At 59.6% G+C, this 24304-nt stretch carries 17 protein-coding genes and 1 pseudogene; 6 read left to right on the forward strand and 12 right to left on the reverse strand.

Annotated elements, in window-relative coordinates; all coding sequences use genetic code 11:
* Positions 1 to 16: 16 nt before the first annotated feature.
* The 7 genes and pseudogenes from WA225_RS01095 to WA225_RS01125 all read right to left on the reverse strand — a co-directional run bounded on the left by WA225_RS01095 (position 17) and on the right by WA225_RS01125 (position 10297).
* Positions 17 to 387 (reverse strand): annotated as a pseudogene (locus WA225_RS01095) (DUF6124 family protein).
* A 537-nt stretch (positions 388 to 924) separates the two neighbouring features.
* Entirely contained in the window at positions 925 to 1209 is a 285-nt protein-coding gene (locus tag WA225_RS01100) for a hypothetical protein (protein ID WP_422606547.1), read from the reverse strand.
* Positions 1210 to 1281: 72 nt separating this feature from the next.
* Positions 1282 to 2901, reverse strand: coding sequence for a hypothetical protein (locus WA225_RS01105; RefSeq protein WP_422606548.1), 1620 nt, complete (start codon positions 2899 to 2901; stop codon positions 1282 to 1284).
* Positions 2891 to 4084 carry a hypothetical protein gene (locus tag WA225_RS01110; protein WP_422606549.1) on the reverse strand — a complete coding sequence of 398 codons (1194 nt, stop codon included), beginning with the start codon at positions 4082 to 4084 and terminating at the stop codon, positions 2891 to 2893. The genes WA225_RS01105 and WA225_RS01110 overlap by 11 nt, the downstream gene beginning before the upstream one ends.
* 41 nt (positions 4085 to 4125) lie before the next feature.
* Positions 4126 to 5073: an Ig-like domain-containing protein gene (locus WA225_RS01115; protein ID WP_422606550.1), complete on the reverse strand. Its 948-nt coding sequence runs from the start codon at positions 5071 to 5073 to the stop codon at positions 4126 to 4128.
* A gap of 70 nt (positions 5074 to 5143) precedes the next feature.
* Positions 5144 to 9190 (reverse strand): hypothetical protein, encoded by a 4047-nt coding sequence (locus WA225_RS01120; RefSeq protein ID WP_422606551.1) that lies wholly within the window; start codon positions 9188 to 9190, stop codon positions 5144 to 5146.
* A gap of 162 nt (positions 9191 to 9352) precedes the next feature.
* Complete coding sequence (locus WA225_RS01125; protein ID WP_422606552.1) at positions 9353 to 10297, reverse strand: LysR substrate-binding domain-containing protein; 945 nt, start codon at positions 10295 to 10297, stop codon at positions 9353 to 9355.
* Between the two features lie 210 nt (positions 10298 to 10507).
* Here WA225_RS01125 and WA225_RS01130 point away from each other — a divergent pair, with 210 nt between their 5' ends.
* Both WA225_RS01130 and WA225_RS01135 read left to right on the forward strand, forming a co-directional pair.
* A complete protein-coding gene (locus WA225_RS01130) occupies positions 10508 to 10939 on the forward strand; it encodes a helix-turn-helix domain-containing protein (protein ID WP_422606553.1) in 432 nt (143 codons plus the stop codon).
* Between the two features lie 134 nt (positions 10940 to 11073).
* Positions 11074 to 13962, forward strand: a complete 2889-nt coding sequence (locus tag WA225_RS01135) for an ATP-binding protein (RefSeq protein WP_422606554.1) — start codon at positions 11074 to 11076, stop codon at positions 13960 to 13962.
* Here the strand turns inward: WA225_RS01135 and WA225_RS01140 are convergent.
* Both WA225_RS01140 and WA225_RS01145 read right to left on the reverse strand, forming a co-directional pair.
* A complete protein-coding gene (locus WA225_RS01140; RefSeq protein ID WP_422606555.1) occupies positions 13939 to 15396 on the reverse strand; it encodes an ATP-binding protein in 1458 nt (485 codons plus the stop codon). The genes WA225_RS01135 and WA225_RS01140 overlap by 24 nt on opposite strands.
* Before the next feature lie 90 nt (positions 15397 to 15486).
* A complete protein-coding gene (locus WA225_RS01145) occupies positions 15487 to 16440 on the reverse strand; it encodes a GlxA family transcriptional regulator (protein ID WP_422606556.1) in 954 nt (317 codons plus the stop codon).
* Between the two features lie 214 nt (positions 16441 to 16654).
* On the opposite strand from WA225_RS01145, the gene WA225_RS01150 reads away from it, so the two are divergent.
* The gene (locus tag WA225_RS01150; protein WP_422606557.1) at positions 16655 to 17377 is read left to right on the forward strand and encodes a pirin family protein; all 723 of its coding nucleotides are present in this window, start codon (positions 16655 to 16657) and stop codon (positions 17375 to 17377) included.
* Positions 17378 to 17425: 48 nt separating this feature from the next.
* Here WA225_RS01150 and WA225_RS01155 read toward each other — a convergent pair whose 3' ends face one another.
* Positions 17426 to 17821 (reverse strand): hypothetical protein, encoded by a 396-nt coding sequence (locus WA225_RS01155; protein WP_422606558.1) that lies wholly within the window; start codon positions 17819 to 17821, stop codon positions 17426 to 17428.
* Between the two features lie 249 nt (positions 17822 to 18070).
* Positions 18071 to 18946, reverse strand: coding sequence for a LysR family transcriptional regulator (locus WA225_RS01160; protein WP_422606559.1), 876 nt, complete (start codon positions 18944 to 18946; stop codon positions 18071 to 18073).
* A gap of 111 nt (positions 18947 to 19057) precedes the next feature.
* Here WA225_RS01160 and WA225_RS01165 point away from each other — a divergent pair, with 111 nt between their 5' ends.
* The 3 genes from WA225_RS01165 to WA225_RS01175 all read left to right on the forward strand — a co-directional run bounded on the left by WA225_RS01165 (position 19058) and on the right by WA225_RS01175 (position 22375).
* Positions 19058 to 20257: a YbfB/YjiJ family MFS transporter gene (locus WA225_RS01165; protein ID WP_422606560.1), complete on the forward strand. Its 1200-nt coding sequence runs from the start codon at positions 19058 to 19060 to the stop codon at positions 20255 to 20257.
* Positions 20258 to 20318: 61 nt separating this feature from the next.
* The gene (locus WA225_RS01170) at positions 20319 to 21317 is read left to right on the forward strand and encodes an NAD(P)H-quinone oxidoreductase (RefSeq protein WP_422606561.1); all 999 of its coding nucleotides are present in this window, start codon (positions 20319 to 20321) and stop codon (positions 21315 to 21317) included.
* A gap of 113 nt (positions 21318 to 21430) precedes the next feature.
* Positions 21431 to 22375: an alpha/beta hydrolase gene (locus WA225_RS01175; RefSeq protein ID WP_422606562.1), complete on the forward strand. Its 945-nt coding sequence runs from the start codon at positions 21431 to 21433 to the stop codon at positions 22373 to 22375.
* On the opposite strand, the gene WA225_RS01180 is transcribed toward WA225_RS01175, so the two are convergent.
* Positions 22372 to 24183 carry an ABC transporter ATP-binding protein gene (locus WA225_RS01180; protein WP_422606563.1) on the reverse strand — a complete coding sequence of 604 codons (1812 nt, stop codon included), beginning with the start codon at positions 24181 to 24183 and terminating at the stop codon, positions 22372 to 22374. The two genes, WA225_RS01175 and WA225_RS01180, sit on opposite strands and share 4 nt — an antisense overlap.
* Positions 24184 to 24304 lie beyond the last annotated feature (121 nt).

Consider the following 24304-nt stretch of genomic DNA (forward strand, 5'->3'; position numbering starts at 1 on the left):
CCCACAGGGGGTGTGCTTAGGCCGGTGGTTCGAGGTTATCCAGCACCCGATTCACTGCCAGCTCACCGAGCATGATCAACTGGGCAATCCCCAACAACGCCCGGCGCTGCGGTGCGGGCAACAGGTGAGCGACGTCCTGGGCGATGGTTTTGGCCGAGGCGAGTGTTTCGCTGGCATCGGTCAGCAGTTCTTCGTTTTTGGTGTCAGCGGTTACGGCGTACATGCCACGGGTTCTGCGTGGGGGTGGCGTGGGGGTGGCGTGGAGCCGGGTGGCAGGAGGTAATGGTCGAGGGCGCGGTCGGCGGCTTCGTGGAGCTTTCGGGAATCGATGGATTCGTAGGGGGACGTGGGGTCGATGTCTGGCGGGTTGGGCGTGACTTTGAACATGGTGAATCTCCTTTTTAGAGCCGGGATCACCACGTCCTGTCGCTAAACAGGATGGGTGGCGACCGTATGCAGGTTAGCGAACCGGTAAAAAGGCAACCCGGTAGACCCGAAGGTCTCCCGCATACAGCCGCCATAGCGAAGTGCAGACGATAGCCTGCAACGAAGCATGGAGCGCTGATGCACTTTTTTTGGTCCGAGTCGCTAAACCCGATCGCTGAGTTTTCAGCGACCACCAAACGATAGAGACCCGACCACAAGCGAACAAGCCGACGGATTCTGGCGTAGCTGTAGGCAAAGGCGCAAGGTTGCGTAGCCTGAAAGAGTGTCTGAGGGTGTTGCTTAAACGGCGATGTTTAAACCACCGAAAATCTAGGGATCACAGCGAGCCAATGTGGGAGCGAGCCTGCTCGCGAAGGCGTCGGGTCAGCCAACAGATGTTTTGAATGACACACCGCTTTCGCGAGCAGGCTGGCCCTGAACTGTGCAGGCCCAGTTCGAATGGATAGGCACATAACACGTTCAGCGATTTACCCAGACCTATGGCAGTAAATGATCACTGAAGATAACGCCGTTGGCTGATGACAACGTGCGAGTCCCCAGATCGATACGCAGATACAGAAAAGCCTCAGCCCCCAACTGCGTGGCGACTTCACCGTGTTTCCAGAACTCAGGAGCCGGATCACTGCCGCGCACCAGCACCCCACTGCAAAAATACGCCGGGTTAGCGCCCACGCATTCTGCCGTGGTGTTCTGATAACGACTGTTGAGCAACTGCGCGGTTTCCAGGCCGGTCGCGGCCTGACTTGAACTGACTGCGAGCACAAGAGCCAACAAAAAAGCTGTGAGCCTTGGAATTATTGGGCTCATACGGGCCTGCCTGACGTCGAGCGGGAATCAATCATCACGCATGGAACTCGGCAAAAACGGAATCTTGTTGCTCAACATCCGCATGCTGGTGTCCGACAGCGCCTGATCTTGTGGGTCATAGGAAAATACCGAGCCGGGTGCGGCGGTAAAAAGCACGCGCACGATGGGAATGAAGCGACCGGTCACCTCGAAGTAATCACGTTGTATGAATCGAGCGCCGGCTAGGCCATCACCGGCAATATGCGAAGGCGTAATGATGGTGAAAGCTTCCAAAGGGAGCTTTTGCGGATCGTCTTCCGACCAGGCCGCGACAATCAGCTCGTTCCAGCCGTACGGGTCTCTGGCGTCAGCACGAACCGTGGTCGCCAGTTCGAACATCCTGGCCTCGGTATTGAACGCGCAGCTTCTCAACGGGGTACTTGCAAAGCGTTCAATCCATCCCTCGCGGGTGTCGATACCCAACTCTTCACACTGACCGCCATGGGTTCGACAGATGTCGGCAGAGCCGCCGGTGCCAGCATCAAAGGGATAGAGGCAGCGAACCGTCAGCGGTTTACCGGTGGGCGCAAAAGACTCGCGAGTGATGAAACCCTGAGGTTTGTAAGTCTTGGCGATCAACGCGCCGTCGGTAATGTAAGTGAAGGAAACACCATTGCCGTTAACCGACGAAGGACTGGGGTTCCAGGAATGAAATGCCGTTGAAACATCCGTTGAGCGGATCAACACGCCGGTGCAATTGAACGCCGCGGTGCTGCCACGGCATTCGCGTACTTTCTCGATCGAACGCGCATTCAACCTGGCTGCCACCTGATAACCGATATACAACTGATCGTCCTGATTGAACCCGAACACTGCCTGCGGCGGCTGGTTCAGATCCATGCGCAGGATCGGTAGCCACTCACCGGTGGCAGCGAAATAATCGCGCTGATCTTTCTGCGCGCCGAGCAGCGACTGACTCTGGTTGACGTCGTAGAACAAGCCGAGTAATGGCAGTTGTTCAGGGGTTTGTTCGTTCCAGTTCCCGACTAGCAGCAGCGTCGGTTGAGCGGCCCATTGCGCATCAATCTGCTGGTGTGCGAGCAGACTGGCCATGAACTGGGCAGGATCACGGCTACTTAGCGAACATTGCCCGGCGGCTTGCTGACCTTCCTGTTGAAAATGCGCGAGCCATCCTTGTACGTCGGTGACACCCAGACCGCTGCACGAACTGACGTCCTGCAAGTGCTGTACCGCAGCAACCCAGCCACATCCCGAGTCAGGTCGCGTGCTTTGCACTGGAAATTCGAAGGGGTAGGCACACAGCACATCAAGCGGCTTGCCTTGACCAATGGCAGTGAAGGCATCACTGAAGATCAACCCATTGGGCTGTCCGAGCGTGCGCGTGTCGAGATCGGCCCGCAGATAGTTGAAAGCCTGCGCCCCCAGTTGAACGGATGCTTCGCTGTGTTTCCAGAACTCCTGTGTACCTTGAGTACCGCGTATCAACACCCCACTGCAAAAATACGCCGGGTTGGCGCCTGCGCATTCTGCCGTGGTGTTCTGATAGTGCCTGTTGAGCAACTGCGCGGTTTCCGGGCCGGTTGCGGCGAGGGAAATATCAAAGTGCGCGAGCGCTACCAGAAAAACGAGCAAGCTATTAATTTTCATCAGGGCCAGAGTCCTTTTGCGACGAGACTGGCGGTCGCGGCGTTATGCCTCGGACCAGGGTTTGAGTTGAGGTGTCCTGAACCGTCTTATCCCCCACTTCAAATACAAAAGGTCGGCTATCTGCACTGGCCAGATTCAATCGTATAACGGGTAAAAACGCATGGGTTTGCGTGAAATAGTCACGCTGGATGAATTGCGCATTGGCCAATCCCGGACTGCTTCCCGACACATAGAAAAAGGCTTCAAGGGGCACTAAACCCGCTGACGCATCTGCACCTCGAACCAACACGCCATTGCAGTGAAATCCGGGCTTTTCGCGCAGGCAACCCGAAGCCGTATCGGCGAAGCGTGCATTCATGTTGGCGGCAATCCGATAACCGATATACAACTGATCCTGCAGATTGAAACCGAATACGGCATCCGGTGGTTCGCTCAGGTTCATGCGCAGGATCGGCAGCCACTCACCCGTGGCAATGAAGTAATCACGCTGATCTTTCTGCGCGCCGAGTAACGCCCCGGGTTGCGTCACGTCGTAATACAGGCCTTGAACCGGCAACAGTCCGGGTGCATCGGGATCCCAGTTTTTGATCTGCACCTTGTTCGGTCTGGCCGACCAGCTATCGTCGATGCCTTGGTGCGCCAGCAGGCTAGCCTTGAATTGTGCCGGGTCAAGGCTGCTCAACGAGCATTGCTTTTCGGGTAACTGCCCTTGTTGTTGAAAGTGCGCCAACCAGGCTGGCGCATCGCTGACGCCAACGTCGGCACAAGAACTGACGTCTTGCAGGTGCTGTGTGGCTGACAGGGCAGCGCAACCGAAGTTTGCGCGGGTAGCCGTCGATGGGAAAGCGAATGGGTAGGCACACAACACCTCCAGCGAAAGACCATTCCCGATGGCTGTGAATGAATCGCTGAACACTACCCCGTTCGCCCCAGGCACCGTACGCATCCCCAGATCGTTACGCAGATAAACAAAACTTACCGCCCCCAGTTTTTGGGCAACCTCCCCGTACTTCCAGAATTTGGCCGTCGGATTGCTCCCACGCACCAGCACCCCGCTGCAAAAATACGCCGGGTTAGCGCCTGCGCATTCTGCCGTGGTGTTCTGATAACGCTTGTTGAGCAACTGCGCGGTTTCCGGGCCGGTGGCGGCGAGAACCGGACCGCTGAGCAACAGCAATGCCAATAGGTATCGGGTTATCTGCGTCCGTGCGCTTTGCATGGTTTCTACCCCCTGCCCTCTTGACGCTTCGCTTGGGTCGCGCTAACCCCAAGGACTTGCCAATACGTGTCCTTGTTGTGCGCACTGGCATTGTCATTGACCGAATCGCCGTTCAGGTCATAGGTCCAAGCGGTGCCGGCTCCCAATTCATCGCCGGTCCACACGGGATAATTCAGCCACTCAAGGTATTCGGCCACAGGGCCGGCGTCGGGAAAGTACAGCGTCCACATGCGTTTGATCCGGGACAGCGTGACCGGCTGCAATTTTGCTGTTTCACAGAGTCTGAGCATCCCTTGCCAATCCGCGCGGTCGGTGAGGAAATGCACTTCAACAATCCCCTTGACCGTCAACGGGTAGGTTCGGGTCTGGCTCTGGCTGTCGGTGGCGCTGATCGCACAGTCGCCATTGCGTCGGGCGCTGACTTCGCCCGTCTGCTCATCGACACTGGCAATGGCCGGATCGCTGCTGGTGTATTGATAGGGGCCACTCCCCCACTGCGCCAGTCGCGTCATTCGGGCGGCGGCGGGTAACTTGACCGGCGGTTTGTCTACTGACACCACGTGATTATGTGCGCTCAGATCGAGGGTCGCTTTCGCGTCAAAGCCCGACTGCAATACGAGCTCCAGTGGCTGCGAATCCACCAGATCGCCGCCAACAAACTGCACTTGGTAACGAACAAGTACGATGTCTTTCGCGTTGGCGATCAGCGCACTGCCGGGCACGGTAAATGTGACGTCTTTGCCAACAGCGGTCGAACCAATCGGGATGTCATCGGTGTATTCCTCACCAACGACCTCACCAACAAACAGATACACATAGTCACGGTAGGCCATGTCGTCATAAGGTTTGATTCTGACTGTCACGCCTTTGGTCGGAATGTCTGCAGGATCAAGTACATCGCCGGGCGCTTCGTCTACAGACGGTTTGAGCGGGGTGTTTGTTGTTTTGTGCATGGCGACACCTCACACGGCGCTCTGTCGAGCACCGTATTTCGGGGTTGAAGGAAGGCTCAATAGCAGGCGTTCAACGCCCGATATTCAGCTCGGCCCAGCGACTGGCCAGAAGTGCCCGGCCTCTGGAGGTCGGGGTAGCGTGATAAGACACCTTGCCCCTCAGCCGCTCCTGTACGGCGCTGCTGTCCCCGCCGCCAGCAGGATGCCCCCAAGTCACGACTCGACCATCAGCGGTGAGCGCGGTAAACCCGTGAGTGTTGTCGTAAAGCGCTTGTACCTGAGTCAGCTCAGTGACGACCGTCGAGGTATCGCCACCTACGGTCGCATCCCCCCAGGCGACCACTGTGCCGTTCTTGCGCAACGCGGCAAAAGCCATGGAGGAACCACACACCTGAACAATGTCATCGAGCGCCGCGATTTCGGCAGGCACCAGACCACCCTCCGCGGGAGTGCCCCACGCCACTACATGACCGTTGCCTCGGCGTGCTGCGAATGCGCGCCAGGTGGAACTGACCTCGACAATGTCCGTGAGCCCGCCAATCAGCGAGTCAATCGTCCCGCCGTACGCAGCCGTCCCCCACGCCACGACCTGCCCGGTGGCACGCCGTGCGGTGAAAGCCTGCGCGTTGGCACAACTCAATTCGATGATGTCGGTCAGGGACGCAATCTCGGCCGGCACAGAGCCGCCGTAGGTCGCGTGGCCCCAGCCGACAATCCGGCCATTGCCACGATGTGCGGCAAAGGCGCCATAGCTGCCGATCAAATTATCGATATCGGTCAAGCCTGCAATCTCACCCGGAACCACCCCACCATTTTCCGCCAGGCCCCAGGCCACAACATTCCCGGCGGCTCGTATTGCTGCAAAAGCCTGACCCGCCGCCACCACGCGAGCAATATCCGTCAGTGCGCTGATTTCTGCAGGAACACTACCTCCATCGGCGGCTGTGCCCCAGGCAAACACCTGCCCGGTAGTCTTCAACCCGGTGAACGCGGTCGCATTACCGATGACTTCGACAAAACCCAGCGGATCTATACCGGTCATGCTTCCGCCCTCGTCGGCGGTTCCCCAGGCGACAACTGCGCTATTGGCGCGGCGAGCCGCATAAGCACTGCGCGTGCAGCTCACCTCAACGATGTCATCCATAGTGATGATGGTGGGAGGAATATTGGCGCCGTACTCAGCGTTGCCCCAACCAGCGACATCCCCGACATCTCGGTGAGCGACGAAAGCCGCGAAACCTGTGACCGTGGTATCGATCCCGTTGCCAATAATGTTGGCTGAGTTGAGCGTGACCAGATCATCCGCCGTGCGCACTTGCAGCGGCTGCTGCGGTGAGGTGTCGCGCCAGGTGGCAGCGGTCATCCACTCTGTGTCCGAAGCGTACTTCCACTGCGCTTGCAGCGGCTGCCCCGTGGTGGCGTTGAATGCGCTCAGTACACGAGTGGCACTGGATGCGCGATAAGTACTGCGGTTATAACGGGCGCCCATAATCTTCAGGGTACCGCTGCCAATGACCCGGCGAACATCGTAAACCGTCGGCACCGACGGGCCATCGGTCCCTCCCGCCTTGCGCTTGACCTCATAACTCAACGCGATGCTGTCATCGAGGTTGGCGCTGATCACCGCGTGGGCCGCCTTGATCACGCTGAGTTCTTTGTCGGCCTCTGCTGCCAGAACCGTGTGGGTGTAAGGGGTGGTGGTTTTGCCGACCACGGTCACGGTGATTTCATCGTCGGTCTTCAGTTGAGCCGTCGCCGGGATCACCACCGTTGCGCCGTTGGGGTAGACGTCGTCCGGGTTCAACTGATCTTTCTGCGAACCCGTGGCCTCCCTGAAGGTGGCTACCGGTAGACGGAACTCTTGCGCTTGCACGTCAAAGTCATAAGGTTTGCCGTCTGCCTCGCCGCCGTCAAACAACTCGACCCGATAATCGACAGTCACTTTTTTGTTCACGCTGGCCTGCACGATTGGCGGACCAACAATGAACTCGATCGGTTTGCCCTTGTTATTGCTACTGACCACTTTGTCATCAGTGTGATTGACCACTCCGTCCGATGATGCCCAGGTCATATAGAAGTGATCGCCGGCATTCTCGGGGTCATTGGCCGGTATCTCGACGGTCGCTCCGTCCGGAGCATTGGCCGGATCGAGAATGTCATCGAGCGCCTGCACTACGCGGGCCGGATCCAGCAATTGCGTGGACTCGCCGACGGAGAACACCAGCGGGTTGGAATAACTGATCGTGTCGGTTTCTTTACGCCAGATTTCGTAACTGGCCGTGATCGTGGCACCGCGATTTGGCTCGATATGCTCGGCAACAAACTTCTCGCTGAGTCGGAATGGCACGTCGCTGTTCTCGTTGAGCGCAGTAATGTCGATGAAGTCGCTGGTCTTGCCTGATTGTTTCCCCTCCCATTTGTAAGTCACCTTATCGCCGCGTTTCGTCGGCGTGACGATGGGTTTGGGAACGGTGAGCCGACCAACGCCGTTGGGTAAATCATCAGGCTCCAGTGAGCCATTGTTTTCGCCCAGCACGATCGGTTTGACCAACTCGAATTTCGGCTCGCCCACGTTCAGCGATGTCGCGGGACGCGACACACGCCTGACAATGTCGCCGTTCCCATCCACACTCAGATGGACGTATGACAGCACCAGCGTTCCGCCCTCAATGGACTTCAAGTGCAAGCCTTCGACAGTGAGGAAAAAACCGATCGGGTCGACGATTTCCTCCCGGCTCGGTATATACCTTTCGAATTCCGGGATATAGACACTGCCATCCGGACGTTTACCGAACCACACCAGTTCAAACGCATCGCCATGGTTGAACAGCGGATTAAAGCGAATCAGAATCCGGGTACGTGCCAGGTCAGGATCAATAGCGCCCTGGTTTTCATCTTCTGCAACAGGGGCGTCCAGGCGCGTGGCCTCACCTTTGACTTGTACGAACTGGCCTTTGGATTGCAGCGGATCGGCAATCCCCTCGCGCTCGACCTCATAAGAAAAAATCACCTGGGTTGCGACAAGCCTGCGCAGATCCGCATTCTCAAACTCGAACTCATAGGTGTGGGGGAGATTGTCCACCTCCTGCTTCGGCGCAGTGAATGTGACGGCTTCGCCATCGGCGGTGGTACCGCTGACTTTTACTTCAATCCAGTCCTGATGTTTGAATTCGCTCGAGGTTGCCCAGACCTGAACGACGACGTTTTTATCACCCAACCGGTCAAGGTCGAGAACATTGTTGAGCGCATCCTTGACAATAGGGGCAACCAGCCGGTTGGTGTTGAGCGAAACCCTGATCCGGGTTTCTTTACACCAGTCCTCCGAGTAGTTGTGGACGATATCGCGCACGCGAAAGCTCACGGCCAAGCCCACCGCATCGGTATCACCTGCTTTTTCTATAATCGCCCGCTTGACGTAAATCGTGATGGGATTGTTCACCGGATCACTGATTTGCTCCGCCGTCACCGGGTGGCCCCAGATAAAAATGCCACCCCAACTGATCTGAGGCTGGTCGCCCACGGCAATCTCAGGATAGGGTTCGCCGCTACCGGATGCGTTTCGAATGACGATAGGCACACCCGCTTTCGGCGCATCCGGATTATCCTCATCATCCGGATCCACCGGAATGTTGTCGCTGTCCACTCCACCAGAGACAAATTCCGGCGGGATGAACATGAACAGATTGGAATGCCCCGGCCCCTCCTCCGTATCCTGTCCGCCGGGAATTTCCAGCTTGACGAAAATTTTCAATGGCGGCGTGTACGTCTCGGCGGGATCCAGGCCAAGTCGCTTTACCCAATAGCTGATTTCATGGGAGCCCGAAGTGAGATGCCGCGGAGCAACGAACAGAGTCGCACGCTGATCGGCTTCTGATGCATCACGAATGGTGTACCGATCCACCTCGTCAGAGTCTTTGGTAAGCACCACCAGGTCGCCTTTATTCTTGGTCGTCCATGGGCTGAGGTAGACCTGCAATCCATCGTCCGGATAGATCCCTTGCGCCGCAGCGCGATTGATCCCCCACTCCCCCGAGGGAAGAATGGGAAGCGTACGACCGGTAATATCCGGCTCAGCAAGTGCCAGCGTTGCGATCTGTTTTTTGAGTTTTAAAAGCATGACAAAACACTCCTGCCGAGGGATCGGGCGACGGAGTGATTAAAGGCTGGGAAATCGACAATCGTCACCTGTCAGATCTGACAGGTGAAGAGCAGTTTCCGACGAACGGCGAGATGACAAGGGTGGAAAATCCGTGAAAGTTCGCAGCCCTGCCCCGCGAATTCAGGCCTTGCTTTCGAAGCGCTCGGCCGGGGGGATATCCAGCGGCGCCGCCATGAACTGGCTGATTCGTGAGCGCAACCATTTTTCCGCCGGGTCGTTGTCATGCACCCCGCTCCACGCCATCGACAATTGCGCCGCATCAATCGGGAACGGTGGGTCTTCGGCGCGCAGGGCGCAGCCTTCAACCAAGGCGCAGGCGGCGTAATCCGGTACGGTGGCGATCATTTCCGTACCGGCGAGCAAGGCGCGCAAGCCGCTGAATTGCGGCACGCCGAGGACCACGCGGCGACTGCGCCCGACCTTGGCCAGGTCCATGTCGATATTGCCGCTCAAGTCGCCGGAGAACGACACCATCGCATGTGGGCGCTCGCAGTATTCGTCCAGTGTCAGCGGCCCCGGACGGTCATCGCCGCGCAGGACTTTGCAGGGAATGTCGCGCAGTTTCTTGCGTTTGGCGTTGGCCGGCAGATCGGTGGTGTAGCTGACGCCCACCGAGATTTCCCCCGACGCCAACAGCGCCGGCATCAGCAGGTAATTGGCGCGGCGCACTACCACGACAATGCCCGGCGCCTCTTGCTGAAGCTGGCGCAGCAGCGGTGGGAACAGACCGAATTCGGCGTCGTCCGACAGGCCGATGCGGAACACCTCGCAACTGCTCGCCGGTTCGAATTCCTTGGCCCGGCTGACCGCACCGGAGATGACATCCATCGCCGGTTGCAGCTCCTTGAGAATGGCCAGCGCGCGGGCCGTCGGTTCCATACTGCGGCCGTTGCGCAACAGCAGCGGATCATCAAACAGATCGCGCAACCGGCCCAGCGCCGCGCTGACCGCAGGCTGGCCCATGAACAGTTTTTCGGCGACGCGGGTCAGGTTCTTTTCGAACATCAACGCTTCGAAAATCACCAGCAGGTTCATGTCGACGCGACGCAGATCGTTACGGTTCATGGGCGCTTTCCTTCGATGGCCAACCAGACGCAAGTGCTACGCACTTTACGTGATCAACGGGGGTTTTAGCTCAAGCTGTTAAGCAAATTAACAACGATTAACTCGTCAGCCTCACCCCTCGGCCCAACAATGAATCCCTCTGCGTAGCGTTGTTTTTTGACCTGGGGGAACGCGCCGACCGTGCCTTCCCCACCGACACGGACCTTGGCCATGGCTCACTTGCAACCCACCGTCGCCCTCGCCCCTGCCAGCGAACCGCGCAAGAGCGGCATTGGCGGGCTCAGCCCGCAACGCGAACGGCAGGTCAAACAACTGATTCTCGAACGCCTGGGTGAAAGCCTGGAAGTCACCGAACTGGCCCGCGCCTGCTCGCTGTCGCGCAGCCATTTTTCCCGCGCCTTCAAATGCAGCACCGGGGTGTCGCCGCAGGACTGGATTCGCAGCCAGCGCATCGCGCGAGCCAAGTTGTTGATCCAGCACACCGACCTGAGCCTGACGCAGATCAGCCTGGAATGCGGCTTCTGCGATCAGGCGCATTTCTGCCATATGTTCACCCGTAGCGAAGGCATCAATCCGTTTGCCTGGCGCTGCCAGATCATGCGTGAACCGAACATTCACCGTGCACCACCCGCCGTGTTTTGACCTGGATGCCCGCAGCCCCCGTTGCACTGACGCTCAAACCTGAGGATTATGCCGGGACACCCCGGAATAGAAGGCCTGCGCACGCGCCCGGCCCTACTCCGCTCTGTCCGTCGCAGCACCGCAGGAGTGAGCTGTTGAGTCTTTCCCCGAATCAGGCCCTCGGTTTTGGCCCCTATCGGATTCATCCCGGTCAACGACGGGTGCTCGAAGGCGAGCAGCCGTTGCGCCTGGGCCGGCGGGCGATGGATATCCTCCTGATTCTGCTGGCGCATGCCGGCGAAGTGGTGAGCAAGCAGCAACTGATGGCCGGGGTCTGGCCGGACAGCGTGGTCGAGGACATCAACCTGCGAGTGCACATGGCGGCACTGCGCAAAGCGCTCGGTGACGGTCAGGCTGGCCAGCGTTACATCATCACCGTGGCGCAACGGGGCTACAGTTTCGTCGCCCCGGTTTTACCGCAATCCATGGAGGAGCGTCCTGTGGGCGATGCTGGCGGTCGGCACAATTTGCCCTTGCGGCGCACGCGGATGATCGGTCGCCAGGCCATCGTCGATAGCCTGATGACGCAGTTGCCGCGCCGACGCTGCATCACCTTGGTCGGCCCCGGCGGAATCGGCAAAACCACGGTGGCCTTGCGCGTGGCCGAGCAATTGATCGGACAGTACCGCGACGGCATTCGGCTGGTGGACCTGGCACCGCTCAACGATCCGCGGTTGATTTACTCGCACCTGGCTGCGCTGCTCGATCTGGCATTACTCGAGGGCGATCCACTGGCGGCGCTGGTCAATGGCCTGCAACAGCGGCAAATGCTGTTGCTGCTCGACAACTGCGAACACCTGATCGATGCCGTCGCGGCGCTCAGCGAAAGTATCCTGCGCGGGGCACCGAAGGTGCATATCCTCGCCACCAGCCGCGAGAGTCTGCGCGCAGAAGGCGAATTCGTGCAGCGTCTGGATTCCCTTGAATATCCGTCGATGCCGGCGATATTGAATCGCGAGCAAGCGCTGAGCTTCTCGGCGCTGCAACTGTTCATCGAACGGGCCACGGCCGCGCAGGAAAGCTTTGAACTGAGCGACGCACAGTTGCCACAAGCGATCGAGATCTGCCACCGACTCGACGGTATTCCTCTAGCGCTGGAGCTGGCGGCAGCGCAGGTCGCCGAACTGGGCCTGGAAGGTTTGCTGAGCCAACTGCAGGGCCGTTTGCCACCGCTGGCAGCGGGTAATCAAAACAGTCTTGAGCGCCATCTCACCCTGCGCGCCACGCTGGACTGGAGTTTCAATCTGCTCGACGGTTGCGAGCAGACCTGCCTGCGCCGTTTGGGCGTGTTTCGCGGTGGTTTTACCCTGGAGTCGGCAGCGGCAGTTATTGTCGGCCAACAGATCGACCCCGGTGTGGTGTTTGTGGCGATCACGCAACTGGTGGCCAAATCCCTGCTCAGCGTCGAGGTCGGTGATGAAGAGGTGTTCTATCGCCTGCTCGACACGACCCGCCGTTATGCCCTGGAAAAACTCGAGCACGCCGCCGAATGCGACGACACCCGCGAACGGCACGCTGAACGCTGCCTGGCCTTGATGCAACAAGCGCAAAACGATTGGGAAAACACGCCGACACTGTTGTGGATCGAACGTTATGCGCGAGGCCTGGAAGATCTGCGCGCGGCGCTGGACTGGAGCTTGAACGGTGTCGGCCCCGGTGGTTTGGGGATTCGCCTGGCGGCAGCGTCGGCGCCTGTGTGGCAAGAGTTGTCATTGCTCAAGGAGTACGGCGGCTATGTGCGCCGGGCATTGAGCCTGTTCGATGAACTCGGCGACCCCTGCGTGCGCCTGAAAGTCGCCCTGAAACTGGCGCTTGGCAGTGCCTGCTATCACACCTGGGGTGGCACGGCGGAAACCATCGAAGCTTTCGCCGAAGCTCGCCAGTTGGCCGGCGAGCACGACGACGTCGCCGGGCAATTGCGCGCCGTGTCCGGACACATGGCAGTCAACCTCAGTTGCGGGCACTACCGCATGGCGCTGGCCCAGAGTGAACAGTTCGACCGCCTCGGCCTGCACGGCGATCCACTGTTGTCACTGAGTACCCACCGCTTGCGGGTATTGGCCCTGCACTATGCCGGGGATCAGCCACAGGCGCGCATTCACGCCGAACAAGTGCTGCAGCGCATGGCGCACAGCGGTCATGTCAACCGTTTCACGCACGGCTTTGGCGTGCAATACGACCAGAGCGTCGCGTCGCTGACGGTGCTGGCGCGGGTGCTGTGGATGCAGGGATTGCCGGAGCAAGCGTGGCGCACGGCGCGGCAGGCTCTGGATATTGCCGTGCAGATCGACCATGGCACTTCGATTTGCTACACCTTGGCATTGGCCAGTTGCCTGATCGCTCATTACAACGGCGATCAGCAGAATGCCCGGGCATTGTTGCAGTTGTTGCTGGCGCAATCGCAGAAGCATTCGGTGCTGTTGTTCAACACGTGGGCCCGGCATTACGCGCAGGTGATCGACGTGCAAGCCAGTGCGCCAGTGCCCAAGGACAGCAGCGGGCTGATTCGGGAAATCATGGTGACGCTGGATGGCCGTTTTATGGATGACGCGCTGCTTGAGCGGGCGCTGAGTGGTGATGCCGGGTGGAGCACGGCGGAGATTTTGCGGGCGCGGGCGGATGCGCTGTTGAATGGAGAGATGGTTGGTCTGAACGGGCCCCTTCGCGAGCAAGCTCGCTCCCACACTGATTCTGAGTTCACCACAATCCCCGGTGGGAGCGAGCCTGCTCGCGAAGAGGCCCTCAAGGAAGCCGAAGCACTCCTGCAACAATCCCTGACCATCGCCCGCGCGCAAGGCGCGCTTGCCTGGGAACTGCGCAGCGCCACGTCACTGGCGCAACTCTGGCAGCGCCAATCACGCTGCGCCGAGGCGCTGGATTTGCTCACCCCGATCTATCAACGTTTCACCGAGGGTTACGCGACCCCGGACTTGCGCAAGGTGCGCTTGCTGATCGACGAATTACGCGAGCACGTGCACGCCTGAGGCTCGGCGAATCCGGTTGATGTAACGTGCATGCCGGCGCTCAAGATCGATCCCTTCACCGCTACGCTCAAGCTGCTCGCGGGCATAGCATCGGGTGGTATTGAGCATGCGGTATCGGCCGGCACGGCTGCCCCGCTCCACCGTCAGCAATGACTTGTGCGCCAGGCTTTCGATAATCGCGGCAAGCCGTGACGAAGCCAGTTGCGGGCAACTGATCACCGCCAGCGCCGCTTCCAGCGTGAACGCCATTTTGAACACCGATAAACGTTGCAGCGCGCGTTGTTCCTGCTCGCTCAAACGCTGATAGCTCCAGTCGAGTGCCGCCTGCATCGATTGGTGTCGCGCTACCGCGGTGCGCCGGCCATGGCTGAGCACTTGCAGACCGTGGCTCATCTGCGCGTGCAAGCCGACCAACGCCAGTGCATCAATCTGCGCCGCCGCCAGCTCGATCGCCAGCGGTAAACCGTCGAGTTGGCGACAGATCTGAAGGACAGCGTTGACATCCTGCTCGCGCAAATGGAAATCATGTTGTCGAGCCCGCGCACGGCTGACAAACAACTGCACCGCAGAATGGCCCATGGCTTCAGTGAGGCAATCGCCTGCCGAGCGTTTTGGCAGGGTCAGCGGTGGCACGCACTTAAGGGTTTCCAGACTGACCTGCAAGGCCTCGCGGCTGGTGGCGAGAATCGACAGTCGGGGAGCGGCCTCGAGCAACGTTTCAACCACTGCTCTGCAGGCATCGCGACGGTGGTCAGCGTTATCCAGCAGCAGCAACGCATGGCGAGTCGACAGTCCGGGCAAATCGCTTTCGAGGGTGCGCAGCACATGATCGAGCAGCGGTGTGTCGTCGTCGATCAAGCTCAGATCAATCTGCCACACGCCATCTCTGTAGTACTGCAACAGCAATTCCGCCACCCGCAACGCGACAGTGGATTTACCCACCCCGGCCGCCCCCGTGACGGTCATCAGCCGGCACAGCGGCATTTGTCGCACCAACCCGCCAACCAGCGAGTCACGACCGGTGACCGAGGTCAGTCGAGCTGGCAAATTATGCAGCGGCGTTTGCAAACCCTCGAAGACCACTTGCGCGGCGCTGTCGCAACGCACCGGGGCAATAAAGCTGTATCCGCATTGCGGCACGTTGACGATGTAGCGCTGGCCGTTTTCACCATCACCCAATGCGCGCCGGAGTGCAGCGATGTGCACGCGCAGGTTGATCTCTTCGACCACCGAGGTCGGCCATACCAGCGCGATCAGTTGCGCCTTTGCGACCACTCGACCGGCACGCTCGAGCAGCACTTGCAAAATGTCCAGCGCACGACCGCCCATGCGCAAGGGCCGATCTCCATCGAGTATCAGCCGTTGGCGCAGGTGGAAGGCGTAAGGGCCGAAATGCAGCACCGACGCCGAGTTCAAATCGTTAAGGCTATCCATGCCAACTATCTTGGCAGCCTCTGATGACGCGACAACTGCTACACGAGGCGCAGCACGGACATCCGGGTGCGCCAGACGGACACGAGCGCTCTAGCTGAACTGTTCGCGGTACTGTGCGGGGGTCAGACCGAGCTTTTCAGCGAACAGTGAACGCATGTGCCGGACACTGCCGAAACCGCTTTTGTACGCCACGGTTTTAAGCGGCAGATCGCTGGTTTCCAGCAGATTTCGCGCGCAGTCGATGCGCGCACTTTGCAGAAACTCCATCGGCGTCATGTTGATGTCGCGGGCGAACAGCCGCGCGAAGTGTCGCGCACTCATATTGGCAATCGCCGCCATGCGCTCGACCGTGAACGCTTCGTCGAGGTGTTCGAGCACGTAACTCTGCGCGCGGGTGATCGGCGTTTCCTGCGGTGCCACGGCCGCCATCAACGGGCTGAACTGCGCCTGCCCGCCCTGCCGTTTCATCACCACCAACAGGACTTTGGCGACATCCTGGGCGAGTTTCTTGCCGTGATCGCGGGCGATGACAGCGAGCGCCATATCGATCCCGGCGGTGACACCGCCCGAGGTGATCAGGTTGCGATCCTCGACATAGATCTGATCCGTGGTGACATGGGCTTTAGGGAAACCCTTGATCAAGCGCTCGGTGTAGTTCCAGTGCGTGGTCACACGGTAACCATCCAGCAATCCGGCGTGCCCCAGTACAAAAGCGCCGGTGCAGATCGAACCGTAATACTCGACGCGCTGGACGGCGCGTTTGAGCCAGGCGAACAACGCCGGAAATTGTTGGTTGTAGGCTCCGGGGCCTCCCGGTATCAGCAACAAGTCATAACGTTCGGTGTCAGCGTCGCCGATAACCCGGTCGGCGTGCACTGACACGCCGTTGGAGGCCCGCAGCGGGCCATCCTCGGTGCCAAGGGTGATCAACTGATAATGCGCATCGGGTTTCAGATAGCGATTGGCAACCGAAAAGACCTCCAGGGGCCCGGCCATGTCGAGCAGAAGAAAGTCGGGAAATAGCACCATTGCCACGGTTTTCATGGGCAGACATCACTTAAATCAAGGAGACATGAGACAGGCCAGACATTATGGCCAAGTACGACATTGAGGGCGCAAGAGTTTGTGCGAAGCGCATCGCACAACTGTCAACCTGATCGGGACAGTCTTTCAATTTCCACCTACTTATTGCATCGCACAGTAAACAGTAACCTTCTCCTCACTCGGACGAATTCACGTCCCGCAAGGAGATTTCATCATGCTGACCCTTCGCAAAGCCTCCGATCGTGGCCTCGCCAATCATGGCTGGTTGAAGTCCTTTCATACCTTTTCCTTTGCCAGCTATCGCGACCCTCGCGAACAGGGTTTTTCCGACCTGCTGGTGATCAACGATGACCGCGTTGCTGCCGGTAAAGGTTTCGGCCAGCACCCGCATCGCGACATGGAGATCTTTTCCTACGTGCTGGAAGGTGCGCTGGAACACAAGGACACGCTGGGCACCGGCTCGGTCATCCGCCCGGGTGACGTGCAATTGATGAGCGCCGGCAGTGGGGTGGCACACAGTGAGTTCAATCATTCAGCGACCAAGCCAGTGCACTTCCTGCAGATCTGGATCGTGCCGGAAGTCAGCGGCGCCAAACCGCGCTATCAACAGGAGCATTTCAGCGCCGGGAAAAAACGCGGTCGTCTGCAATTGATCATTTCTCCGGACGGCAACAACGGCTCACTGAAAGTACGCCAGGACGCACGGGTGTACGCCGGACTGTTCGACGGCAAGGAAAGCGCCACGCTGGAACTGGCGGCCAACCGCTATGCCTATGTGCATGTCGCACGTGGCAGCGTTGAACTCAATGGCCAGCCATTGCGCGAAGGTGACGGCGTGCGGGTTCGCGAAGAACAGTTGCTGACCTTGAGCAATGGTGTCGATGCCGAGGTGTTGGTGTTCGACCTGCGGCCGCAGGAATTGCCTGAGATGCCATGACCTGGTATTTCAATGCTCACAAAAACGGCCTTCTTTGAAGGCCGTTTTCTATTGTGGTGATTCGGGTGCTTGTTGCGGAGCAGGTCTTGGAACGCCTATATCTTTACCTACCTGGATCGCAGCGAGTGTCGTCTGCAAGGTTGTTAACACCGCTGCCTGATTGGCAAAGTGCGCCCCCACGACGACGGTGATCATTCCGAGAAAATGGACGGCTGTCGTCGCCCAGTAATGCGCCTTCACTGTCGAGGCTTGTTTGATGGCTTCTTTTGAGTCCTCGGCGATTTTTTGTACGCCATCCCACATCAAATCGTATCGTTTGTCCCTCTCCGCCTGAGTCAAAAGATAAGCATCGATTTTTGCCGACACACCCTCGAACCGAGCGTCCATCCTCGTCTCAATGGTCTCGATCCTGGCATTGAACTCTTCACGGCTTATAGCGTTCATGGTTTGAGTATTCCGACCTTTACTCGACAGGTCACTGATTGAATTTTGACTGAATTCCGTGGTTCTCAATTCGGCACCTTCCTGGGTTTACCAATACCTTCCCTGGTATCAACATCAGTGCGAGCCCTGCGCCCCTCACCGACATGCCGAAACAATAGGCCCCATCCAGAATGCTGACAAGCCGGGGGATTCTGCCTCTGGTGTAGGCCGTTTCGTCAGAGGTTGTAGCCGTGCCAAAACAGCTTCCGCCTAGTCATTCTCCGATGCGAACACGTCGACAATCTGCTCAATCACCGCCCTCACCCGCGCGGTATGGCGCAGGTCCGCGTGGGTTACCAGCCATACCTCATACGGGAGCGGCGTGGTGCGCTCCGGCCAAAGCCTGATCAGGCCATCTCGCGCGCCCATGTACACAGGGATTTCTCCTACACCCAACCCTGCTGCAATCGAACGACGGACGAGCAAACTGGAACTGAGGCTGGCGACGATCCGACCGCGACTCATTGGCTCCGATACCAACGTCAGATCTTTTTTGCCTTGCAGATACGGTTGATAAACCACCAGATCATGCCCTTCAAATGCCGTGCCCGGCTGCGGCACTCCATTGGCGTCTATATACGTTTGGGAAGCAAACAGCCCCACCGGCCATCGGGCAATGCGCCGGGCGATCAGATCAGGGTTGTCCGGCCGGGTGTTGCGCACCGCGATATCCGCCTCGCGCTTGGCCAGACTGAGGATCTGCGTGGACGCATCAAGCTGCACTCGCACGTCCGGGTGCTGCTCGTGCAACCGGGCAATGGCCGGGATCAGAAAGTCGATGGCCAGCGAGTCCGTGGTGCTGACGCGTACCGTGCCGGTCAGGCGATCGTCCAGGCCCTGAATCTGCCGCTCCAGTTCGAGTGCCGAATGCTCCATTTTCTCCACGCTCTGGAGCGCCGCCTCACCGACGGCGGTCAACGCGTAGCCGTCGGAAGTGCGCAGGAACAGCGTCGCACTCAGGGACTTTTCCAGTGCCGTGATCCGTCGTCCGACCGTAGCCTGATCCACTCCCAGCACCCGCGCGGCGCCCCGTAGCGTCGACTCGCGGCAAACGGCAAGAAATACCCGTGCGTCATCCCAATTCATCTTGCCTCCAAGTGATGCAAATTCGCATCGCAGTAACGCTTAATCGCTGCATTAACGCAGCAACGATAGCCGATATGCTGAGCGCCATAAACCTTCCGCGAGATCGCTATCATGCGCACTTCAACCTCCACTGGTATCTGGCTGCCGATCTTTGCCGGCCTCTGCGCCAGCCTGGTCAGCATCGGGCTGGCGCGTTTCGCTTACACGCCGTTGATCCCTTCGCTGATTGAGGCGCGGTGGTTCAGCGCCAATGATGTGGTCTACCTCGGTGCGGCCAATCTGGTGGGCTATCTGATCGGCGCGCTGCTCGGCCGGCCGACAGCGCGCCAGCTCGGCAATAAAAATGCCTTGCGGCTGATGATGCTGGTGGTCACGGCGGCTTTTTTTGCCTGTGCGTTTCCGTTGTCGGTGGGCTGGTTCTTTGGTTGGCGGCTGCTGTCGGGGATTGCCGGTGGCGCGATCATGGTGCTGGTGGCCGCAACCGTATTGCCACACGTTCCGGCGGCGCGTAAAGGACTGGCCAGTGGCGCAATCTTTCTCGGCATCGGTCTTGGCATTGCCGGTTCCGGGACGCTGGTGCCGCCGCTATTGAGCCTCGGCTTGCAAGCGACATGGCTGGGCCTGGGCGCGTTGGCCTTGCTGCTGACGGCGCTGAGCTGGTTCGGCTGGCCGTCTGACTTCCCACACCCGCAAGCCGCGCAGGAAACGGCGCCCGTTGAACCGACGCCTCGCGGTGTGTATTTGCTGTTCGGCCAATACGCCTTCATGGCCGCTGGCCTGGTGCCTGCCATGGTGTTTCTGGTGGATTACGTGGCGCGTGGACTTGGCGCGGGGGCACATATCGGCGCGCTGATCTGGGTGATGTACGGCTTGGGCGCGATTGTCGGCCCGGTGAGTTATGGCTTTCTTGCCGATCAGCTTGGCGCACGTTCCGGCATTCGCCTGGTGCTGGTGGTGCAGGCGATCGCCCTTGGGTTGCTGGCGATGTCCCACTCGTTTGTGGCGCTGGCGTTGCTGGCGGTGATACTCGGTTCATTTCCGCCCGGCATCGTGCCGCTCGCCCTGGCCCGGGTGCATGAGCTGGTGCCGGAGCATCATCGCCAGCAAATTGCCTGGAGCCGTGCCACGGTATCGTTCGCCACCTTTCAGGCGCTGGCTGGATTCGCCTATTCCGCGCTGTTCAATGCCAGTGGCGGTCACCACGCGCTGTTGTTCGTCATCGCCGCAGGCGCGATCTCTGTGGCACTGCTGCTGGAGCAAGCCATGAAATGGCTGCCCGCCCCTGTCGAACCACACGGCTGCGCAAATTGAAGGGAATCATTGCTTGCGCAACACGCTCCCACTTACTGAACCTGAACTCAGAGGAATCGACATGTCCCTGCCCAATGAAATGACCCGAATCGAAATCACCGAACCGGGTGGCCCCGAGGTCCTGCAACCCAAACGCGTGGCGCTGCCGGTCGCCGCACAAGGCGAAGTGCTGATCCGCGTGCACGCCGCCGGGATCAACCGGCCGGACGCTTTGCAGCGCGCCGGTAAATATCCGATGAAACCCGGCATGAACCCGATTCCCGGGCTGGAGGTCGCCGGCGAAGTCGTGGCCCTCGGGGCGGGTGTCAACCAGTTCGCGGTGGGCGACAAAGTCTGCGCGCTGACCAATGGCGGCGGTTATGCCGAATACTGCGCAGTCCCGGCCGGCCAGACCCTGCCGATTCCCGACGGCCTGGACTGGGTGCACGCCGCCGCGATCCCGGAAACGTTCTTCACTGTGTGGGCCAACCTGTTCGGCCTCGGCGGCGCCAGCCGTGGTCAACGCGCGCTGATTCACGGTGGCACCAGCGGCATCGGCACTACCGCACTGATGCTATGCCGCGAGTTCGGTATTGAAGCGTTTGCCACCGCCGGCAGCCCGGACAAATGCGCAGCGATCAGCAAGCTTGGCGGCTTGCCGATCAACTACCGCGAGGAAGAGTTCGCCCAAGTCATCGGCGAAAAAACCGCAGGCCAGGGCGTCAATGTGATCCTCGACATCATGGGCGGCTCGTATCTCAACGATAACGTCAGCGCCCTGGCGATGGATGGCCGTCTGGTCATGCTCGGTTTCCTCGGCGGTGCGCGGGCCAATGACTTTGATCTGCTGGCGATGATGGCCAAACGCGCGGTGATCACCGGCTCCCTGTTGCGCGCGCGCACCGCTGCCGAAAAAGCCGCGATTGCCGATCAACTGCGAGAGCACGTATGGCCGGCGCTGGCTGCCGGGCGCTGTTTGCCAATGATCGACAAGGTTTATTCACTCAACGACGCCGCCCAGGCTCACGCGCACATGGAGGCTGGCGACCATATCGGCAAGATCGTTTTGCAGGTCGTGTGAGTCTTTGCAGCATTTGGTAATCGTTGCATCGGTACGGTGGTCGAAAAACTCACGCGCAGACCGAGGCATCTGGTAAAAATGCCTTCTTTGTCTGCGCCTGGGTGAAACGTTTAATGTTCCTGTCCTTCATGACGCGTCTGCGACGCCGCCGTTTGGCGTTTGCCTGCATGGCTGCGCTGATTATCGGCGTGCCGACCAGTTGTGCCGTGCTCGAACACACCGAACGTAAACTGCTGTTTCGCATTGAACCGGGCACCGCCGGTTGGTATCACGGCTTGCCCGGCAGCGTGCAGGAACTCGACCTGCAACCAAAGAGTTTCAAGGCCGGGCAGAACATTCATGCCTGGTGGTGGCCGGCAGAAAAGGCCAATGCGCCGGCCATTCTTTATCTGCATGGCGTGCGCTGGAACCTCACCGGGCAGTTGTTCCGCATCGAACAATTGCGCGCGGCGGGTTATTCAGTGCTGGCCATCGACTACCGCGGTTTCGGCAAGAGTCACGGTGATCTGCCGTCGGAGAGCAGTGTTTACGAAGATGCGCGGGTGGCGTGGGAGCGCTTCAAACTGCTGCAACCGGATCCGGCCAAACGCCTGATCTACGGACACTCCCTTGGCGGCGCCGTGGCGATCGATCTGGCCGCTGAACTCGGGCAGACCGCCGCTCGCGATCACTCTGCATTGCCGGTGCGCGGACTGGTGATCGAGTCCACCTTCACCACGCTGGCGGACGTTGCCGCGTCGGTGGCCAACACTTCGCTGCCGGTGCGCTGGCTGCTGTCGCAAAAATTCGATTCCATCGACAAGATCGCTGATATCCACATGCCGCTGCTGGTGGTCCACGGTTTGGCGGACGCTTTCGTGCCGCCGCGTTTCAGCGAGCAACTGTTCAACGCCGCGCAACAACCCAAGCGCCTGCTGTTGGTGCCGGGCGCGACGCATAACAACAGCATGGCGCTGGGTGGGCAGAATTACCGCAAGGCGCTCGACAGCCTGATGCAGAGCAAGCCCACCCCTAGCGTGGCCGGGCCTGCGACCCTGCGCAGCGGCCGGGACACCTAACGGTAGCCGCGAGCCTGCAAATCGAACAATTGCGCGTAATGCCCGTCGGCGGCGATCAGTTGATCGTGGCCGCCCTGCTCCAGAATTTGCCCTTGTTGCAGCACGATGATGTGGTCAGCATTGCGCACGCTGGAAAATCGATGGGAAATCAGCAAGGTCATGCGCCCTTCGCTGTGCTGGCTGAAATGTTCGAACACCGCCGCCTCGGCCGCCGGATCAAGGGCGGACGTTGGCTCATCGAGGATCAGAATGTCGGCATCACGGCGCATGTACGCGCGGGACAAGGCAATCTTCTGCCACTGCCCGCCAGACAACTCCTGGCCGCCGGCAAACCAGCGTCCCAATTGCGTGGCATAACCCTTGTCGAGCCCTTCGATGAAGGGGGCCGCCATGCCTTGGGCAGCGGCCTCTTTCCACCGTTGCGCGTCGTTGAACGCCAAGGTATCGCCGACGCCAATATTCTCTCCGACACTGAACTGGTAGCGGATGTAGTCCTGAAAAATCACGCCAATCCGCCGCCGTAACGCGGTTTCCTGCCAATCCTGCAAATCGCTGCCGTCGAGCAGGATGCGCCCTTGATCGGGGCGATAGAGCCGGGTCAGTAACTTGATCAGCGTGGTCTTGCCTGAACCGTTCTCGCCGACCAGCGCGATGCTCTGGCCTGGCACCAGTTGCAGGTCGATGTTTTCCAGCGCTGGCCGACTGGCACCCGGATACCGGAAACCGACGTTCTCGAAACGCAAACCATCGCCCGGGCAGACGCCGACCGTCAGGTGGCCGGTATCGACCTGCACCGGTTCGGCCAGGTATTCATAAAGACTCGTCAGATAGAGGCCATCTTCATACAAGCCGCTGATCGCACTCAGACTGCTGCTCACCGCGCTTTGGCCCTGCTTGAACAGCACCAGATACATGGTCATCTGACCGAGGCTGATCTGGCCGTGCACGGCATCAATCACCACCCAGGCATAGGCCACGTAAAACGCCGCAGTACCGAGCAGACCGAGGCCGAAACCCCAGCCATCGCGCCGCAACGTCAAACGGCGGTCTTCGGCATACAGCCTGGCGAAGGTGTCGCGGTAGCGTTGCAGCAACAGTGGGGCAAAGCCGAACAGCTTGACCTCTTTGATATAGGTTTCGTGGGAGAGCAAGGTTTCGATGTAGCTCTGCTGCCGACTCTCCGGCGCGCGGCGGGTGAACAGACGAAAAGCGTCACCGGAAAAATGCGCCTCGGCAAAGAACACCGGCAACGCACCGACCACCAGCAGCACCAGCGCCCAAGGGGAAAAGTGCACCAGCAGCACACCGAAGCTGATCAACATGATCAGGTTTTGAATCAGTCCCAACGACTTCATGACCAGCGCCAGTGGCCGGGTCGAAGCCTCGCGACGGACACGCACCAGTTTGTCGTAGAACTCGGAGTTCTCGAACTGCACCAGTGACAGGGTCTGTGCTTTCTGCAGGATCAACGTGTTGACCTTCTGCCCCAGTTGTACGCGCAACAGCGACTGCTGCACCGACAATGCCCGTTGCGTGCCGGACAACAGCGCCAACACCCCGGCCTCCATCAACACATAACGCAACACTGGCCACAGCGGCGCACTGCCGTGTTGCGCGTGCAACTGCATCGCTGCCACAACCGCATCGACAATCCGTTGCCCCAGCCATGCCGCCAGTGCCGGCAGCAAACCGGCCAGCAACGTTGCCAGCACCAGCCCGAGAAACAAGCCACGCGATGTCCCCCAAACCAAGCGCAAGGCTCGCTGCGCCTGATCGAACAAAGAGGTGAAACGCGATAGATCAGGCATGGGGCATTGGACTCTGCTGGTGATGGTGGTGGTGGTGGTGGTGGTGGTGGGTCATGGTACTCCAGCACTACGGCTGAACTTCACACGACGAGCGCGTTATCGTCGACACGCTTTTCAGAAC

Source organism: Pseudomonas sp. (assembly GCF_049300855.1).
Classification (GTDB): domain Bacteria; phylum Pseudomonadota; class Gammaproteobacteria; order Pseudomonadales; family Pseudomonadaceae; genus Aquipseudomonas.

Bases quoted from the DNA above. Each gene is read 5' to 3' on its own strand.
- WA225_RS01145 (WP_422606556.1), bottom strand. From the start codon at position 16,440: ATGAAAACCGTGGCAATGGTGCTATTTCCCGACTTTCTTCTGCTCGAC.
- WA225_RS01130 (WP_422606553.1), top strand. From the start codon at position 10,508: ATGGCTCACTTGCAACCCACCGTCGCCCTCGCCCCTGCCAGCGAACCG.
- WA225_RS01115 (WP_422606550.1), bottom strand. From the start codon at position 5,073: ATGCACAAAACAACAAACACCCCGCTCAAACCGTCTGTAGACGAAGCG.
- WA225_RS01120 (WP_422606551.1), bottom strand. From the start codon at position 9,190: ATGCTTTTAAAACTCAAAAAACAGATCGCAACGCTGGCACTTGCTGAG.
- WA225_RS01150 (WP_422606557.1), top strand. From the start codon at position 16,655: ATGCTGACCCTTCGCAAAGCCTCCGATCGTGGCCTCGCCAATCATGGC.
- WA225_RS01165 (WP_422606560.1), top strand. From the start codon at position 19,058: ATGCGCACTTCAACCTCCACTGGTATCTGGCTGCCGATCTTTGCCGGC.
- WA225_RS01125 (WP_422606552.1), bottom strand. From the start codon at position 10,297: ATGAACCGTAACGATCTGCGTCGCGTCGACATGAACCTGCTGGTGATT.
- WA225_RS01170 (WP_422606561.1), top strand. From the start codon at position 20,319: ATGTCCCTGCCCAATGAAATGACCCGAATCGAAATCACCGAACCGGGT.
- WA225_RS01105 (WP_422606548.1), bottom strand. From the start codon at position 2,901: ATGAAAATTAATAGCTTGCTCGTTTTTCTGGTAGCGCTCGCGCACTTT.
- WA225_RS01175 (WP_422606562.1), top strand. From the start codon at position 21,431: ATGTTCCTGTCCTTCATGACGCGTCTGCGACGCCGCCGTTTGGCGTTT.
- WA225_RS01140 (WP_422606555.1), bottom strand. From the start codon at position 15,396: ATGGATAGCCTTAACGATTTGAACTCGGCGTCGGTGCTGCATTTCGGC.
- WA225_RS01160 (WP_422606559.1), bottom strand. From the start codon at position 18,946: ATGAATTGGGATGACGCACGGGTATTTCTTGCCGTTTGCCGCGAGTCG.
- WA225_RS01155 (WP_422606558.1), bottom strand. From the start codon at position 17,821: ATGAACGCTATAAGCCGTGAAGAGTTCAATGCCAGGATCGAGACCATT.
- WA225_RS01180 (WP_422606563.1), bottom strand. From the start codon at position 24,183: ATGCCTGATCTATCGCGTTTCACCTCTTTGTTCGATCAGGCGCAGCGA.